Annotated in this window: 13 protein-coding genes and 1 other annotated feature (1 of these 14 cut by a window edge); of the genes, 10 read left to right on the top strand and 3 right to left on the bottom strand. The window is 39.6% G+C overall.

The window, feature by feature from the left end:
* Nucleotides 1-97, top strand: a binding site (T-box leader) (it extends 123 nt beyond the left edge of the window).
* Nucleotides 98-139: 42 nt separating this feature from the next.
* The 5 genes from thrS (at nucleotide 140) to qoxD (ending at nucleotide 6,439) form a co-directional block, all read left to right on the top strand.
* Nucleotides 140-2,053, top strand: a complete 1,914-nt coding sequence (thrS, locus tag ACTWPF_RS17205; protein WP_443149939.1) for a threonine--tRNA ligase — start codon at nucleotides 140-142, stop codon at nucleotides 2,051-2,053.
* A 458-nt stretch (nucleotides 2,054-2,511) separates the two neighbouring features.
* A complete protein-coding gene (gene qoxA / locus ACTWPF_RS17210) occupies nucleotides 2,512-3,441 on the top strand; it encodes a cytochrome aa3 quinol oxidase subunit II (protein WP_036576943.1) in 930 nt (309 codons plus the stop codon).
* Between the two features lie 170 nt (nucleotides 3,442-3,611).
* On the top strand, nucleotides 3,612-5,558 hold the full coding sequence (qoxB, locus tag ACTWPF_RS17215) for a cytochrome aa3 quinol oxidase subunit I (RefSeq protein WP_161464698.1): 1,947 nt from the start codon (nucleotides 3,612-3,614) through the stop codon (nucleotides 5,556-5,558).
* Complete coding sequence (gene qoxC, locus ACTWPF_RS17220; RefSeq protein WP_058950361.1) at nucleotides 5,558-6,154, top strand: cytochrome aa3 quinol oxidase subunit III; 597 nt, start codon at nucleotides 5,558-5,560, stop codon at nucleotides 6,152-6,154. Before qoxB ends, qoxC begins: the two co-directional genes overlap by 1 nt.
* Nucleotides 6,155-6,439, top strand: coding sequence for a cytochrome aa3 quinol oxidase subunit IV (gene qoxD, locus ACTWPF_RS17225; RefSeq protein ID WP_036576949.1), 285 nt, complete (start codon nucleotides 6,155-6,157; stop codon nucleotides 6,437-6,439).
* A gap of 69 nt (nucleotides 6,440-6,508) precedes the next feature.
* On the opposite strand, the gene ACTWPF_RS17230 is transcribed toward qoxD, so the two are convergent.
* Nucleotides 6,509-6,754: a hypothetical protein gene (locus ACTWPF_RS17230; protein WP_106895522.1), complete on the bottom strand. Its 246-nt coding sequence runs from the start codon at nucleotides 6,752-6,754 to the stop codon at nucleotides 6,509-6,511.
* A 208-nt stretch (nucleotides 6,755-6,962) separates the two neighbouring features.
* On the bottom strand, nucleotides 6,963-7,193 hold the full coding sequence (locus ACTWPF_RS17235; protein ID WP_106895523.1) for a hypothetical protein: 231 nt from the start codon (nucleotides 7,191-7,193) through the stop codon (nucleotides 6,963-6,965).
* Nucleotides 7,194-7,547: 354 nt separating this feature from the next.
* On the opposite strand from ACTWPF_RS17235, the gene helD reads away from it, so the two are divergent.
* On the top strand, nucleotides 7,548-9,869 hold the full coding sequence (gene helD, locus ACTWPF_RS17240; protein ID WP_443149940.1) for an RNA polymerase recycling motor HelD: 2,322 nt from the start codon (nucleotides 7,548-7,550) through the stop codon (nucleotides 9,867-9,869).
* 518 nt (nucleotides 9,870-10,387) lie between these two features.
* The gene (locus ACTWPF_RS17245; RefSeq protein ID WP_161464952.1) at nucleotides 10,388-10,765 is read left to right on the top strand and encodes a hypothetical protein; all 378 of its coding nucleotides are present in this window, start codon (nucleotides 10,388-10,390) and stop codon (nucleotides 10,763-10,765) included.
* A gap of 95 nt (nucleotides 10,766-10,860) precedes the next feature.
* Here ACTWPF_RS17245 and ACTWPF_RS17250 read toward each other — a convergent pair whose 3' ends face one another.
* Complete coding sequence (locus ACTWPF_RS17250; RefSeq protein ID WP_379554822.1) at nucleotides 10,861-12,441, bottom strand: peptide chain release factor 3; 1,581 nt, start codon at nucleotides 12,439-12,441, stop codon at nucleotides 10,861-10,863.
* A gap of 269 nt (nucleotides 12,442-12,710) precedes the next feature.
* On the opposite strand from ACTWPF_RS17250, the gene ACTWPF_RS17255 reads away from it, so the two are divergent.
* From ACTWPF_RS17255 to ACTWPF_RS17265, 3 genes are all read left to right on the top strand, one after another.
* A complete protein-coding gene (locus ACTWPF_RS17255; RefSeq protein ID WP_443149941.1) occupies nucleotides 12,711-12,950 on the top strand; it encodes a hypothetical protein in 240 nt (79 codons plus the stop codon).
* Nucleotides 12,951-13,136: 186 nt separating this feature from the next.
* Nucleotides 13,137-14,489 carry a cytochrome ubiquinol oxidase subunit I gene (locus ACTWPF_RS17260; RefSeq protein ID WP_161464668.1) on the top strand — a complete coding sequence of 451 codons (1,353 nt, stop codon included), beginning with the start codon at nucleotides 13,137-13,139 and terminating at the stop codon, nucleotides 14,487-14,489.
* Nucleotides 14,486-15,499, top strand: a complete 1,014-nt coding sequence (locus ACTWPF_RS17265) for a cytochrome d ubiquinol oxidase subunit II (protein WP_238019349.1) — start codon at nucleotides 14,486-14,488, stop codon at nucleotides 15,497-15,499. The genes ACTWPF_RS17260 and ACTWPF_RS17265 overlap by 4 nt, the downstream gene beginning before the upstream one ends.
* Nucleotides 15,500-15,521: the final 22 nt, after the last annotated feature.

Consider the following 15,521-nt stretch of genomic DNA (forward strand, 5'->3'; position numbering starts at 1 on the left):
ACCAATACCGTCTACGCTGCGTTAAAGCGTCCAAAGCCAATGAAGTATTTCATTGGGAAGTTGGGTGGAACCACGAGTAAACGCACTCGTCCCTTTATTGGGATGAGTGCGTTTTTTAATATTTAAAGGAGGAATTTTTATGGAGAAAATAAGTGTTCAATTTCCAGATGGGCAAGTCCAAAGCTATTCAAAAGGGATCTCAGTTAAGGAGATTGCCGCATCCATTAGTGCAAGTTTGGCGAAGAGAGCGATAGTAGGGAAGCTTGATGGGCAGCTTGTAGATATGGCACAGCCTCTTGTGAAAGGTGGTCCGTTATCTATTTTAACACTAGAGGACGAGGAGGCGTTAGATGTGCTGCGTCATAGTACAGCACATGTCTTGGCACAAGCATTAAAACGCTGCTTTAATGAGGTTAAATTAGGGATTGGACCAGTCATTGAAGATGGCTTCTATTATGATGTTAAGCTAACAAAGAGTTTATCGCATGAGGATTTGAAAATGATTGAGAAAGAAATGAACAGCATTATTAAAGAAAACCTGGAAATAAAACGGAGAGTGTTATCGTATCAAAAGGCGAGAGAGCTATTTGAACAAAAGGGGGAATCCTTTAAGCTGGATATCCTTGAAGATTTAGAGGAGGGTGCTGAGATTTCCATCTACCAGCAAGGGGAGTTTATCGATTTATGCCGTGGACCACACCTCCCACGAACTGGTTTGGTAAAAGCCTTTAAACTAACACATGTGTCCGGCGCATACTGGAAGGGTGATCAGAATAATGAAGTGATGCAGCGGGTGTATGGGGTAGCATTTCGTAAAAACAAGGAGCTGGAGGAATATCTTCAATTACGGGAGGAAGCGGAAAAACGTGACCACCGGAAGTTAGGGAAACAATTAGAGCTGTTCATGTTTTCAGAGGAAGCACCAGGGATGCCATTTTACTTACCAAAAGGTCAAATCATCCGAAATGAATTAGAAGCTTTCTCAAGAGAACTACAAACAAAAGCTGGTTACGAAGAGGTTCGGACACCATTTATGATGAATCAGCGGTTATGGGAACAATCTGGCCATTGGGATCATTATAAAGAGAATATGTATTTCTCTGAAGTAGACAATACAAAGTTTGCGATGAAGCCAATGAACTGCCCGGGCCATATGCTCATTTTCAAAAATAATTTATATTCCTACAGAGACTTACCAATACGAATGGCAGAATTTGGCCAGGTTCACAGGCATGAGTACAGTGGTGCCTTGAATGGAATGCTTCGAGTTCGTTCCTTTTGCCAGGATGACGCCCATCTCTTCGTGCGGGAGGATCAAATTGAAGAGGAAGTAAAGGCTGCAATTCGGTTGGTGGATGCCATGTACCGGGCATTTGGTTTTTCATATACTGTTGAGCTATCAACACGTCCAAAGAAATCCCTCGGGTCTGATGAGCTCTGGGATCATGCAGAAAATTCTTTAGAAAATGTGCTTAAGCAAATGGGTGTCGCATACCAGGTGAATGAGGGAGATGGCGCGTTTTATGGTCCGAAAATTGATTTTCACATAAAAGATGCATTAAAGCGAAGCCACCAGTGCGCCACTATTCAACTCGATTTTCAAATGCCGGAAAAATTTGACCTCACATATATTAACGAAAAAGGGGAAAAGGAGAGGCCAGTGGTTATACATCGCGCCATATACGGCTCGATTGATCGTTTCTTTGGAATTCTTATCGAGCATTTTGCCGGGGCATTTCCTGTCTGGCTGGCACCTGTGCAAGTGCAATTACTTCCTGTTGCTGCAGTACATGTAGATTATTGTTTAAAGCTTCAGGGTGAATTGCGACAACAAGGAATCAGGGTTCACATAGATGAACGTAATGAGAAGCTAGGATACAGAATAAGGGAAGCCCAAATAAAGAAAGTTCCATATGCACTTGTCATTGGAGATGAAGAAATAGAGAGCGGGGATGTTACAGTACGACAATATGGCGTGAAAGAAACAGAGCAATTGGCCTTCCATAATTTTAAAGAGTTACTGGAGGAGCAAGTGGCGAAACGGGTATTGTGATAACTTTGGGACAAAGCGTTTGGTTTAAAATATATTAGAATGGATCGCATTTTGGTACAAAAAGAGGCCAGCCTTATAGGGTTGGCTTTTTTTACGGAAATTAGTATTGATGGCGGAGTTTTTGTTTTTGTGAGAAGGGGGAGTGAATAGACAAAAGGATATCCTATCGACCACAAAAGCGAGGGAATCAACCAGAAACACGTTCCCATCGACCGAGCTAACGCTGAATTGAGCTAACCTGTCAGGGCTAATGTTCTCTTCTAAAAGTGCTTATGAAACCCCATCTGTAAAATGTTCACTTTTTGTTCTAATTTCCATGAACATTTTATGACAGAAAATACTTTTTAATTGTTTTTCTCCTTATCTGGTATTAAGATAATAATATGTTTGTGAAGTTTGTAACAATAATAGTTTTGTAGTTTTAGAATATAGCTAATTTATAAGGAAGGAGTATCTCTATGAAAATAAAATGGATGATACTAGCAGCTATCCTCACTGTACTTACTGTATTAACAGGCTGTGAGCCATTAGCTGTATTGGATCCAAAGGGACCACAAGCACAGACGCAGGCAGATGTTATCTTACTTTCCATTGGAATTATGTCGTTTATCGTCATTGCAGTCTTTGCAATTTTAATTTTTATGCTGGTTAAATATCGTGCGTCTAAACAGCCCGAGGATTATAAGCCGCCACATATTGAAGGTAATGTATGGGTTGAGGCAATCTGTGTAGGGATTCCTGTTCTGATTGTAGCCTATCTTTCTTTTGTATCGGTAGAGAGTAACTACAAGGTTGAAGCAACACCAGAAGGGTATGATGAAGAACCGCTCGTTGTTTACGCATCTTCTTCTGATTGGAAATGGCATTTCAGCTATCCGGAAGAAAACATAGAAACAATGAATTATCTTTATGTACCAACAGATCGCCCGCTTGAATTTAGATTGTATTCATACGGCCCAATAAGTGCTTTCTGGGTACCACAATTGGGTGGACAGAAGTACGCGATGTCCGATATGGTAACAACGCTTCATCTAGCAGCAGATGTTCCTGGTGAATATTCTGGTAGAAATGCTAACTTTAGTGGGGAAGGATTTGCAGAGCAAACGTTCAATGTAAATGCCGTCTCACCAGATGAGTTTGATGAATGGGTGGAGGAAGTGCAAACGACTGCAGACCCAATAACAGAAGATAAGTTTGAAGAACTTCTGGAACCAGGCCATCTTGGTCAACAAACCTTCACAGGTACACACCTAGAGTTCATGCCTGCACCAGAAGGGGAGCATGGTGGTCATAATCATGGTGGAGATTCAGAAGAAAGCCATGATGAGCATTCTGACCATTCAGATGAAGAACACAGTGACCATTCCGAGCAAGATCATGAACACTAATTGAAAGTAATGTCCTAGTTTTAAACAATAAGGTCGGCGTGTGTCAGCGTATGTGCTGCCATGCCGGCCTGAGCATGTGAAGTTTTTTAAGAGAAAAGGCGGTTGACTATTCGATAATTCCTTTTTAAATGGAGTTTCACTTTATAGCAGGTTTGAAAGGAGTAAAAAATATGGAGTTCTTTGAACGTTTTGCGATACCTCATCCAAGTCCGATTATATATGCCTCCATGGTTGCAATTGGGATTACCCTACTTGCAATTATCGCTGGTTTAACGTTCTTTAAAAAATGGGGTTATCTATGGCGCGAATGGCTAACAACCGTTGACCATAAGCGTATTGGTATTATGTATTTAATTTCTGCGCTCCTTATGCTTTTCCGTGGAGGCGTTGACGCACTAATGATGCGTGCACAGTTAGCTACACCGGACGCTCAGTTGCTCGACTCGCAACATTATAATGAGATATTTACAACACACGGTGTTGTTATGATCATATTCATGGCAATGGCGTTTATTATTGCCTTAATGAACTTTGTTGTACCATTACAGATTGGTGCACGAGATGTAGCATTCCCGCGTTTAAACGCACTAAGCTTTTGGCTTTATTTTATGGGCGCGATGTTATTTAACTTGTCCTTTGTTATTGGTGGTTCGCCAAGCTCTGGTTGGACATCATATTTTCCGTTGGCAGGTAATGAGTTTAGCCCGTCGGTCGGAACGAATTACTATATGATAGCCATTCAGATTGCGGGTATAGGTACCTTAATAACGGGTATTAACTTTATTGTAACAATTCTTAAAATGCGTGCACCAGGCATGAAGCTTATGAAGATGCCGATGTTTACCTGGTCTGCATTGATAACCAACTTAATCATTACCTTTGCATTCCCTGTTCTTACTGTTGCACTTGCAATGGGAACAATGGACCGTTTATTCGGCACGCAATTCTTCACAACAGGTAATGGTGGAATGGATATGCTATGGGCCAACCTGTTCTGGGTTTGGGGACATCCGGAGGTATATATATTAGTGCTTCCAGCATTCGGTGTTTATAGTGAAATCATTTCTACCTTTGCAAGGCGTAATTTATATGGATACAAATCGATGGTTGCTTCAATGGTAATTATCTCGGTTCTATCGTTCGTAGTATGGGTCCATCACTTCTTTACGATGGGTCAGGGAGCAATGGTTAACAGTATTTTCTCTATTACCACAATGGCGATTGCTGTTCCAACAGGTATTAAAATCTTTAACTGGTTATTCACCTTATATAAAGGAAGTATCCGATTTACAGTTCCGATGATGTACTCACTAGGATTCTTACCTATCTTCACAATAGGTGGGGTAACAGGTGTTATGCTTGGTATGTCAGCAGCTGATTACCAATATCACAACACAATGTTCCTTGTAGCGCATTTCCACTTAGTTATTATTCCAGGTGTAGTATTTGCGATGCTGGCTGGTCTAACATACTGGTGGCCTAAGATGTTTGGCTTTATGCTAAACGAACGAATTGGTAAGTGGGCATTTTGGTTTATTTCAGTCGGTACATGTGTAGCATTCTTCCCGATGTTTATATCCGGGTTAGATGGTCAGGCACGCCGTATGTATACCTATTCTGAATCCACAGGCTTTGGCTTCTGGAATATGCTGTCATTTGCTGGCGCAGTGATGTTAGCTATTGGGTTTATCATCATTGTTTACAATATCTATTACAGTACTCGCTATGCTTCAAGAGATATCGGAAGCGACCCTTGGGATGCACGTTCTCTTGAATGGGCAACAAGTACACCAGTACCGGAATATAACTTTGCGGAAGTTCCTCAAGTGAATTCAAGTGAAGCATTCTGGGATTCCAAATATAACGGCCATAAGCTATTTAGTGGAAAATTAAAAGAAATCCACATGCCGAATAATAGTGGTGTACCATTTATTATGAGTTCACTGTTCTTTGTTCTAGGGTTCTCCTTTATATTTAGCATATGGATTGGTGTTGCTATTGCCTTGTTAGGTATTGTCGCATGTTTAGTTCATCGTTCCTTTGAGCAGGATCACGGGTATCACATACCTGTTGAGGAAATTGAAAAAACAGAATCTGAATTGCGAGGTGGAAAATAATGAAATTGGATCACTCGCAGCCGTTAGAGTATAGCTCTGAACAGGGTCGTTTAAATATATTAGGTTTCTGGATCTTTATTGGAGCAGAAATTATGCTCTTTGGTACTTTGTTTGCTTCCTACTTTACATTAGAAGGACGTCATGGAAGTGGACCGAGTGGAGCAGAAATCTTTGAATTGTCACCAGTATTAATCGAAACAATCTTACTGCTTACAAGTAGTTTTACCGTTGGTTTAGCAGTGCATGCAATGAGGCTTAAAAACAAGAAAGCGATGATGACATTCTTTATCATCACGCTTGTTCTTGGTGCAGGATTCCTTAGTATGGAGATCTATGAGTTTAATCATTACATCCATGAAGGAGCTGGCATAACAGTAAGTGCCTTCACGTCTGCATTGTTAACAACGATAGGAACACACGGATTACACGTTACATTAGGCTTGTTCTGGGGATTATTTATCCTGATACAGGTTGCAAAACGTGGTTTCACACCTGAAACTGCAAATAAATCCTTTATATTCTCTCTTTATTGGCACTTTCTAGATGTTGTTTGGATCTTTATTTTCAGCTTCATCTATCTGAAAGGAATGATGTAAATGAAGGAATTATTTCCACTAAAACAGGTAATGGGATTTGTATTTTCCCTTGTCTTAACAGCCGTTGCTTTATTGGTATACTTCGTAGATATGTCGTTCGCACTAGGCATGACAATCTTACTTGTCACAGCGTTTGTTCAAGCAATGTTGCAATTAATGGTGTTCATGCATGCTAGAGAATCAGAGGATAGTGGTTTAATTCTATCTAATGTTTATTACGGTGTTTTTATTGCAGTAGTGACAGTCTTCGGTTCATTACTAGCATTAATTTGGGGATATATGTAAGGATTACGAAAGGAGTGCTCTTAACGAGCACTCCTTTTTTCAATAGTAATTCACTTTGTATGCTAACATTCACTCTGAATCCTTGGTTTTAGATTCTAACCTACCATAACGTTCTTTCAACTTTTCTTCTGTCCCAACGAAAAATACACCCATCAAGAAGAGGAAAACTGCTCCCATTACGGTTCCGATACCAACACCAGTCCAAAGACTCTTATCACTAATGAAAAAGCCATATAAGAATATCAATATGCCTGCTGTCAAGATGACAGCGCCTGTATATTTGACGGCACGTATAATTTTAATTCGTTGTTTCATATTATCATCCTTCCCTGTTAAATTCTTTCTATGGTGTAAGAGGCTAAAATAATTTAAACTTCTCTACTTAAACTCTACCCGTTTTACAAGAAAGGAAAAACAGAGATTGTAAAAACAACACTTAAAACCGTAAATATGTATAGGTGACTATTTAACGTAGGAGGATGTATGATTTTTTCCAAACAAAAAGGAACGCCTGATGCGCTCCCTATTTAAGGATTTTCGGTTTGCTAAATTTTTCTAAAACCTCTTCCGTTGCTACAAAAAACACACCCATTAAAAAGATGAATACTGCCCCCATGATTGTACCAATGCCAATACCTGTGATTGCACTGTAATCGCTTACGAAAAATCCATATAAAAAGATGACGATCCCAAGTGTAAGTACAGTTGACCCTGCAATTTTAACGGCATTTAACATTTTCTTACCTGTTTTCATAGAAATCATCCTCCCATAATTATATTATTCACCTTGTTCACAAAGTTGTCAAATAGTTTGTGTCAAAAATGTGAAATATATTATGGTGAATGGGTTTTCGAGTTCAGTATTTTGAAAAAGAGTACAAAAAAAGTAGCAAACAACGGGTTTGCTACTTTTACTTAAACGTATATAAGATAGTTTAATCGACAAAAAACCATAAAAAGTAATTATTGCAGTGTACCGCAAAAGATGGTAAGCTTAATTAGTTACTTATTTGTTAATCTAAACGTATATTATCTCCAAATATATTGTATCATTAACTATAAGTAAAGTCAACTATATATATTCCGAAAATGAACTGGAGTTGATGTAATGAGCGTGGGACCAAAGGATCGAATGGAAGAACAAGAACGTATAGATTATGTGCTAAAGGAAATCGAGCGTAAAGAAACAGCATTATATTCTAAGGCGACGGGTTTAAAGGAAGATGTAATTGAACTAAGAAAAACCTTTTGGGATGATGTTACCGTCAACCTTGATGAACCGGATGATGTCATTGAAACACAAGCCAGTATAAAACAGCAGGCCGAATTTTTAGCAGAAAAAGAAAGATTTCATGGAAAAATTGGTGATGAGCTGAAAGTATTAAAGCGAATGAAGAAGTCTCCATATTTTGGTCGTATTGATTTTAAGGAACACGGTGATGATCAGGTAGAGAAACTCTATATTGGAATATCTTCCTTTTTGGATAGACAGGATGAAGATTTTCTTGTTTATGATTGGCGTGCACCTATATCGAGCCTTTATTACGATTATGCCTTGGGTAATGCTTCGTATAATGCCGTGAACAGTGCGATAGAAGGTGAGATATCATTAAAACGGCAATTTATTATTCGAGACGGAATGCTTAAAGGTCTATTTGATACTGGAATCACGATAGGGGATGAAATGCTTCAAGAAGCACTCGGACATAATGCTAGCACGGACATGAAAAATATTGTAGCTACCATACAGAAGGAGCAGAATAGGATTATCCGTGAAGAGCGCAGTAAATTGCTACTTGTCCAAGGAGTGGCAGGTAGTGGGAAAACCTCCGCCGCACTTCAACGGATTGCTTACTTAATGTACCGATACCGGGAGGAGTTAAACCCTGAAAACGTCGTTCTTTTTTCGCCAAACCCTTTATTCACTGGGGGGTATATTCGAAATGTTCTTCCAGAGTTGGGTGAAGCGAATGTTAGACAGACCACTTTTCTTGAGTATCTAAGGGAGGGAATTGGAGAAGGCTTTACCGTAGAATCCCCTTTTGAACAGATGGAGTACGTACTTACAAAGGAGAACAGTGATGCTTATCAAACTCGACTTAGTAGTATGGAATATAAAGCAACATTGGACTTCAAGAAATTGATTGACATCTATGTAGAGATGCTACGGATAGAAGGGATACAATTTAAAAATATTTCCTTCCGTGGGGAGATATTAATATCCAAAGAGGAGATCAGCGAGTACTTTTATTCACTTGATGAAGCCATAACACCGGTCAATAAAATGGAGATCGTTGCAAAATGGCTGCAAAGTGAACTAAAGCAGTATCAAAGGCAGGAAGTGAAAAAGGATTGGGTAATGGAAAAGGTCGAGTTGCTTGATAAAGAAGCGTATTTAAAAGCGTATTATGAAGCTCAAAAATTAGATGAGGATATGTTTGTGAATGAGGAGAAGGTCCTTCGTAAGGCAGTTGTCAGAAAGATGTTCGGTACTTTGCGCAAACAAATAGAGAATTTTGATTTTGTGCACGTTGCAAAAAACTTCCGACTGCTGTTTTCAACCACAAGAGAGCTGGAAGATACTCCGAAGAACTGGAATGCGATTTGTGAGCAAACGATAGATGACTTATCCGATAACCACCTGACCTGGGAGGATGCAGCACCATACCTTTATTTTAAAGGTAAACTCATTGGGGATAAACAGGAGCGTGCAGTCCGTCAGCTATTAATTGATGAAGCGCAGGATTACTCATCGTTTCAGTTTGCTTTTATTAGACATCTCTTTCCCTATACTCGCATGACATTACTTGGTGACATCAACCAGGCTATTTATGTTAATGTAACAAAGGAAAATCCGCTTGTACCCGGCATACAAGAAGCTGAACACGAGCGAATTACACTTACAAAAAGCTATCGGTCGACCAAACAAATAACAGAGTTTACTAAAGCATTTGCTCCTGGTGTGGAAGAGATCGAGGCATTTAATCGTAATGGTGACAAACCCACGTTACTTCGATTAACCGATCCGTCCCACAGCTCTCGTTCTATTCTAACAGAGAGATCGGCTTATTTAGAGAAAGGCCATGAGATGATTGCGGTTATATGTAAAACAGTACAGGAAACAGAGCGTGTCTACAAGGAACTAAAAGAAGCCGTACCTGTTACGCAAATAACCGAAGAGACATACGGTTTCTCTAAGGGTTTCATTGTGCTCCCAGTATATTTGGCTAAGGGTATCGAGTTTGATGCTGTAATTATACCTGACGGATCCTCTAGCCATTATAAGGAAAAGGATCGAACATTGTTTTATACAGCTTGTACAAGAGCGATGCATGATTTGACGATCATTTCCGGCGAAGAACCGTGTCACTTCATCAAAGAGGCGAAGGAAGACACGTACGAAATTGTAGAGGACGAGATTGAAAAATAAGCAAGTCTGATTTTAAATTAAACTTTTGAAAATAACATAGTAATTAGCAGGCCAAATCGATGTGATTTGGTCTTTTCTTTTTACATATAGGGTGAGTACTGCTATTTTTTGAAACCGACATGAAATTGTTTTTTTCTATGTTGTTCATAATTCTGTAATATTTACCATAACTACCCCTTATAAGCACGATATAAAAAGGTTTTCATTTAATTGTTCATTTCTAATAACCGATAGTAAAAGAAGGCCCTCTAATTGGTAATATTTGGACAGGTGATAAGAGAGAGTTTCTACATACATAATTACACAGGTTAATGTTATGATTGACTTTGGGTCTAATCCAGTGGTTTATAGTTGGATATCTGTAAAAGTTGGCAAGAAAAACCTCTATGAAACTAGAAGACACTGGCCCAACAAAAATAGAGATGAAGTAAATATTGAACTTATATGCAGGGATTCCTAATAGCAATTCATGCAGTATACATAGTATTAGATTTATATGGAAAAAGAGGGGAATAGTGATGGACAAATACGAAATAAAAATTTATAAGGACGTGCTATTTTTTAAGTATTATGAAATGGCTGAGACTGTGGAAGAAGCACAACAGCAGGCGGAAGAAGTAAAACGCGTATTAAGTCAGCCTGGTATTACTAAATTTCTAAATGATAATAGTGCCATCCAGAATGTTGCTACGCCTGAGGTGAACAAAGTATGGGGCGAATTAATGAGTTGGGTTGGTAGCAACATTGAAAAGAACGCTACTATTGCACCTAATGTGACATTGAAAATGGAGTTAAATCGCTTATCTAGAAGTGCAGGTGCCTATGAATCGGTCCGTGCGTTTTCCAGTCTGGAAGAATCTCTAGAGTTCATGGGGATTCCTGATTTTAAAATGTAATAGCACCTTCAACATACTTGTTAAGGTTGCATATGAAAAAAGGGCAGCCATTTGTCTTACCGACAAAGAGGCAGCCCTTTTAATATACTAAATTTTTATTGATTATATTGGTTGGATTCAAATAAATCAATGAGTTCAACCTTTGGGTATTTATCATGGAACCAATTTAAAGCAAAATCGTTCTTAAATAATGCTACATAATTGCCCTCTCTGTCTTGCACGAGCATACTACGCTCATCGAAAATAGAGGGGTCTAATTTGTCTTCATTTAACCATCTTGGGATTCGCTCGCCGATAGACTCTAACATAACTTCCGTATTATATTCCGCCTTCATTCTGTGTTGGAATACTTCGTATTGTAATTCTCCAACAGCACCAATAATACGTGCATCATTGCGATACCCTTTAAATAATTGAATAGCCCCTTCTTGTACAAGCTGCTCAATACCTTTGTTAAACTGTTTTCCCTTCATAACATTCTTAGCTGTTACCTTTTTATATAATTCTGGTGGAAATTGAGGGAGTTCATCATAATCAAATTGTTTTTTACCAGAAACTAAGGTATCACCGATTCGGTAGATGTTGGGATCATAAATTCCAATAATATCACCAGCATATGCCTCTTCAACTGTATCTCTCGATGAAGCAACGAATTGCTGGGTCTGCGAAAGCTTTATCACTTTGTTGGCCCTAGCCAACTTTACACTCATACCACGTTCAAATTTTCCGGAGCAAACTCGCAGAAACGCCACGCGATCCCGATGTGCAGGGTTCATATTTGCTTGAATTTTAAAGATAAACCCTGAAAATTCTTCCTCATCAGGTTGGATAAGCCCCTCTGTTGATTTCCGCGGAACAGGGGCAGGAGCCATGGAAATAAACGTGTCAAAGAATGTTTGAACACCAAATGGTGCTAATGCACTTCCGAAAAATACAGGTGTTTGTTCCCCAGCCATAACAGCGTCTAGAGAGTAGGAGTCCCCAGCTTCGTCAAGTAGTTCCAATTCATCTTTGGCGACCTGATAGCTTGATTGGGAACGTAACTCTGCATGTTCTTCATTGTTTAAAGCATCATAGGGAATGGAGTTTTCCTCTTCATTTCCATTAAATTGAATAAACTGCTTACCTTGACGATCAAAAATACCAAGGAATTGTTTTCCCATTCCTACTGGCCAATTCATCGGATAAGTTTCAATGTCGAGTACTTCCTCAATTTCTTCCATAAGATCAAGTGGTTCCCTGCTTTCGCGATCCATCTTATTAATAAACGTAAAAATAGGGATCCCCCGCATGCGGCAAACCTTAAAAAGCTTCTTAGTCTGCGCTTCGATTCCTTTTGTTGCATCAATGATCATGACAACACTGTCTACGGCAGTAAGTGTACGGTACGTATCCTCACTGAAGTCTTCGTGTCCAGGTGTGTCCAAAATATTGACCTGGTAGTCTTTATATGGAAAATTCATTACACTAGATGTAACAGAAATACCACGTTGTTTTTCTATTTCCATCCAATCTGAGGTTGCGTATTTGCCTGTCTTTTTCCCTTTTACTGTGCCTGCTGAACGAATCAAATTGCCAAATAAAAGCAACCTTTCCGTTAGGGTTGTTTTTCCCGCATCTGGGTGGGAAATGATGGCAAACGTTCGTCTTTTTTGCACTTCATCATGTAAGCTCATATATAAAATCCCTTCTTTAATATAGTTTTAATATAAGTACGTTGTTTCACGGGATTTTTTACATTGGATGATTCTCCTTTAACTGATCTTTTTATATGATAGCAAACCATGCCTCCTTTCAACAAGCTTATTGTTGTGAAGGCATATTATCAGGCCTATCAATCAAGATTCCGTTTCAATCGACCGTAAAGTAGGTCCAATCAACGACAAGGCTAATTCAATCAATCGTAGAAGAGGCCCAATCAACGACAAGGCTGATTCAATCAATCGTGGAAGAGGTCCAATCAACGACAAGGCTGATTCAATCAATCATGGAAGAGGCCCAATCAACGACAGAGCTGATTCAATCAATCATAGAAGAGGCCCAATCAACGACAAGGCTGATTCAATCAATCGTAAAAGAGGTCCAGCCAACCAACCGTCCTTACGTTCAATTAAATCAAGGTGTAGAGTGTATGATAATAGGGTACATGGTTAAAAATAAAAACAGCTTGTCAGCATGGGCGTGAGGAATGTCACGTGATTGTCATTACCATGTACACATTAATGCACGGAACTGCGTTATAATTTAGTGGTACACCGTAAATGAACAGTATATACCGTGCTTACTTGCTGGCGTTTAGCTTGTGAGTTTTTAAATAGATGATAGTTTGATCAGTACTGAGCAAACTCTTTTTAATCAGGGAGGTTTACGCATGTTTGATTTGGATCCGGTTTTGATGAGCCGATTAATTACTGCAATGACATTAATTTTCCATATTATATTCGCCACGCTTGGTGTTGGTGTACCGTTACTTATTTGCATAGCCGAATTTATCGGAGTGAAAAAGAACGACCAACATTATAGAATGCTGGCAAGACGCTGGACACGAGGTTTTGTTATTACCGTGGCAGTGGGTGTAGTAACCGGTACTGCTATTGGACTACAGCTATCCTTAGTGTGGCCAAATTTCATGCAGCTTGCTGGTAATGTTATTAGCCTTCCTTTATTTATGGAAGTATTTGCATTCTTCTTTGAGGCAATCTTTTTAGGAATTTATCTTTATACATGGGATCGTTTTAAAAATCCGCTAACTCATTGGTGGTTTTCTTTGCCGATCGTTATTGGAGGGGCGTTATCTGCATTCTTTATTACCACAGTGAATGCCTTTATGAACACACCAGATGGTTTCACGATGGAGGATGGACAATTTACAAGCATTAACCCGATTGAGGCAATGTTTAATCCGGCCACCACTTCAAAAGTTATTCACGTATTGAGTTCTTCTTATCTTACCGTTGCTGCAATTCTTGCTACGATTGCAGCCTTCAGTCTACTTAAGAAGAAACAATCGGAATATCATAAAAAAGCACTGAAGCTGACAATGACTCTTGTATTTGTGTTTTCTATACTGACCGCACTTGCTGGTGATATATCTGCAAAGTTTCTTGCAGAACATCAACCAGAAAAGCTTGCTGCTGCAGAGTGGCATTTTGAAACAGAAGAAGGCGCTGACCTTGTGCTTTTTGGTTGGCTGAATAATGAGGATAATCCAGTTGGTGCAATCCGTCTGCCTGGTCTTTTGAGCTTCTTAGCACATGGCGATTTTGAGAGTGAAGTTACCGGGCTAAATGAAATCCCGGAAGACGAAAGACCGCCCCTTTGGGTCCATTATATGTTTGACTTGATGGTAATGATCGGTATGTTCTTAATCGCTGTTTCCTTGCTCTATATTATCGTAAGCAGAATAAAGAAATGGGATCAGCACAATAAATGGATGGTTCGACTTCTTTTCTTATCAGGCCCACTCGCAATGCTTTCAACAGAGTTCGGTTGGGTTTATGCAGAGGTTGGAAGACAGCCATGGATTTTGCGTGGCTATATGACAGTTGATGAAGCGGCCACCACATCGCCGCAGATCGGCCTGATGTTTATCTTCTTCCTTGTTCTGTACATTGTTCTCGGAACATTGTGTGTCATAGTGCTACGAAAGCTCTTTAAGGGGAAACCGGCAGAGGAAGAGTTAGAGAAGAGGTACCCAACGATTGAAGAGGGGGATAAAGAATGAGCTATGAAATAATCGGAATTACAGTTCTGTGGATCTTTTTGTACGGATACCTTATCGTAGCATCTGTTGATTTCGGCGCTGGCTTTTTTGCCTATTATGCGAAGATCACAGGGAATGACCATATCATTAATCAATTGATTTCGCGCTATCTCTCCCCGGTCTGGGAGGTAACCAATGTATTCTTTGTTTTCTTCTTTGTAGGGATTGTTGGTTTCTTTCCAGATTCGGCATACTATTATGGGACGGCATTGCTCGTGCCTGGGAGTATTGCCATTATTCTGCTGGCAATTCGCGGTTCCTTTTACGCGTTTGAGAATTATGGATCGAAGCGAAGTAATGTCTACATGTTTTTATACGGGGCAACAGGCTTACTAATCCCTGCCTCACTTTCCACCGCGATGACCTTGTCTGAAGGTGGATTTATTACAGAGAGTGGAGGAACTGTATCCCTTGACTATCTTGCTTTATTTACAAGTCCTTACTCTTGGAGTGTTGTGTTTCTTGCGCTTGTTTCTGTTCTATACATCAGTGCTACTTTTCTTGTATATTATGCAGCGCGGGCAGATGACCAAAAAGCATTACAGTTGGTTAGGAAATATGCCCTGTTTTGGGCAACGCCTACCATCGTTGCGTCTCTGACCACTTTTATTGCGTTGGGGCAGCATAATGAAGTGCATTATGATAAAATGCTTGATTTATGGTGGATGTTTGGCCTATCGGTTGGGTTCTTTATGATCGCCATGTGGCTCATTTATATTGGGAAATGCTATGGGTGGGCATTTATTAGTGTTATGTTGCAGTTTTTCTTCGCATTCTTTGGGTACGGCGCAAGCCATTTACCATATATTTTGTATCCATATATTAATATCTATGACAGTGTTACCTTTGAATCTACAGCAATTGCACTCATTATTGTCTTTATCGCAGGACTCTTACTACTAATACCTTCGCTAATTCTATTAATGAGATTGTTCCTGTTCAATGCCGATTATGTAAAAGGTAAAAAATAAGCTCCGATTGGAGATACGTCAC

This window comes from Oceanobacillus sp. M65, from assembly GCF_052246275.1.
Classification (GTDB): domain Bacteria; phylum Bacillota; class Bacilli; order Bacillales; family Amphibacillaceae; genus Oceanobacillus_B; species Oceanobacillus_B jordanicus.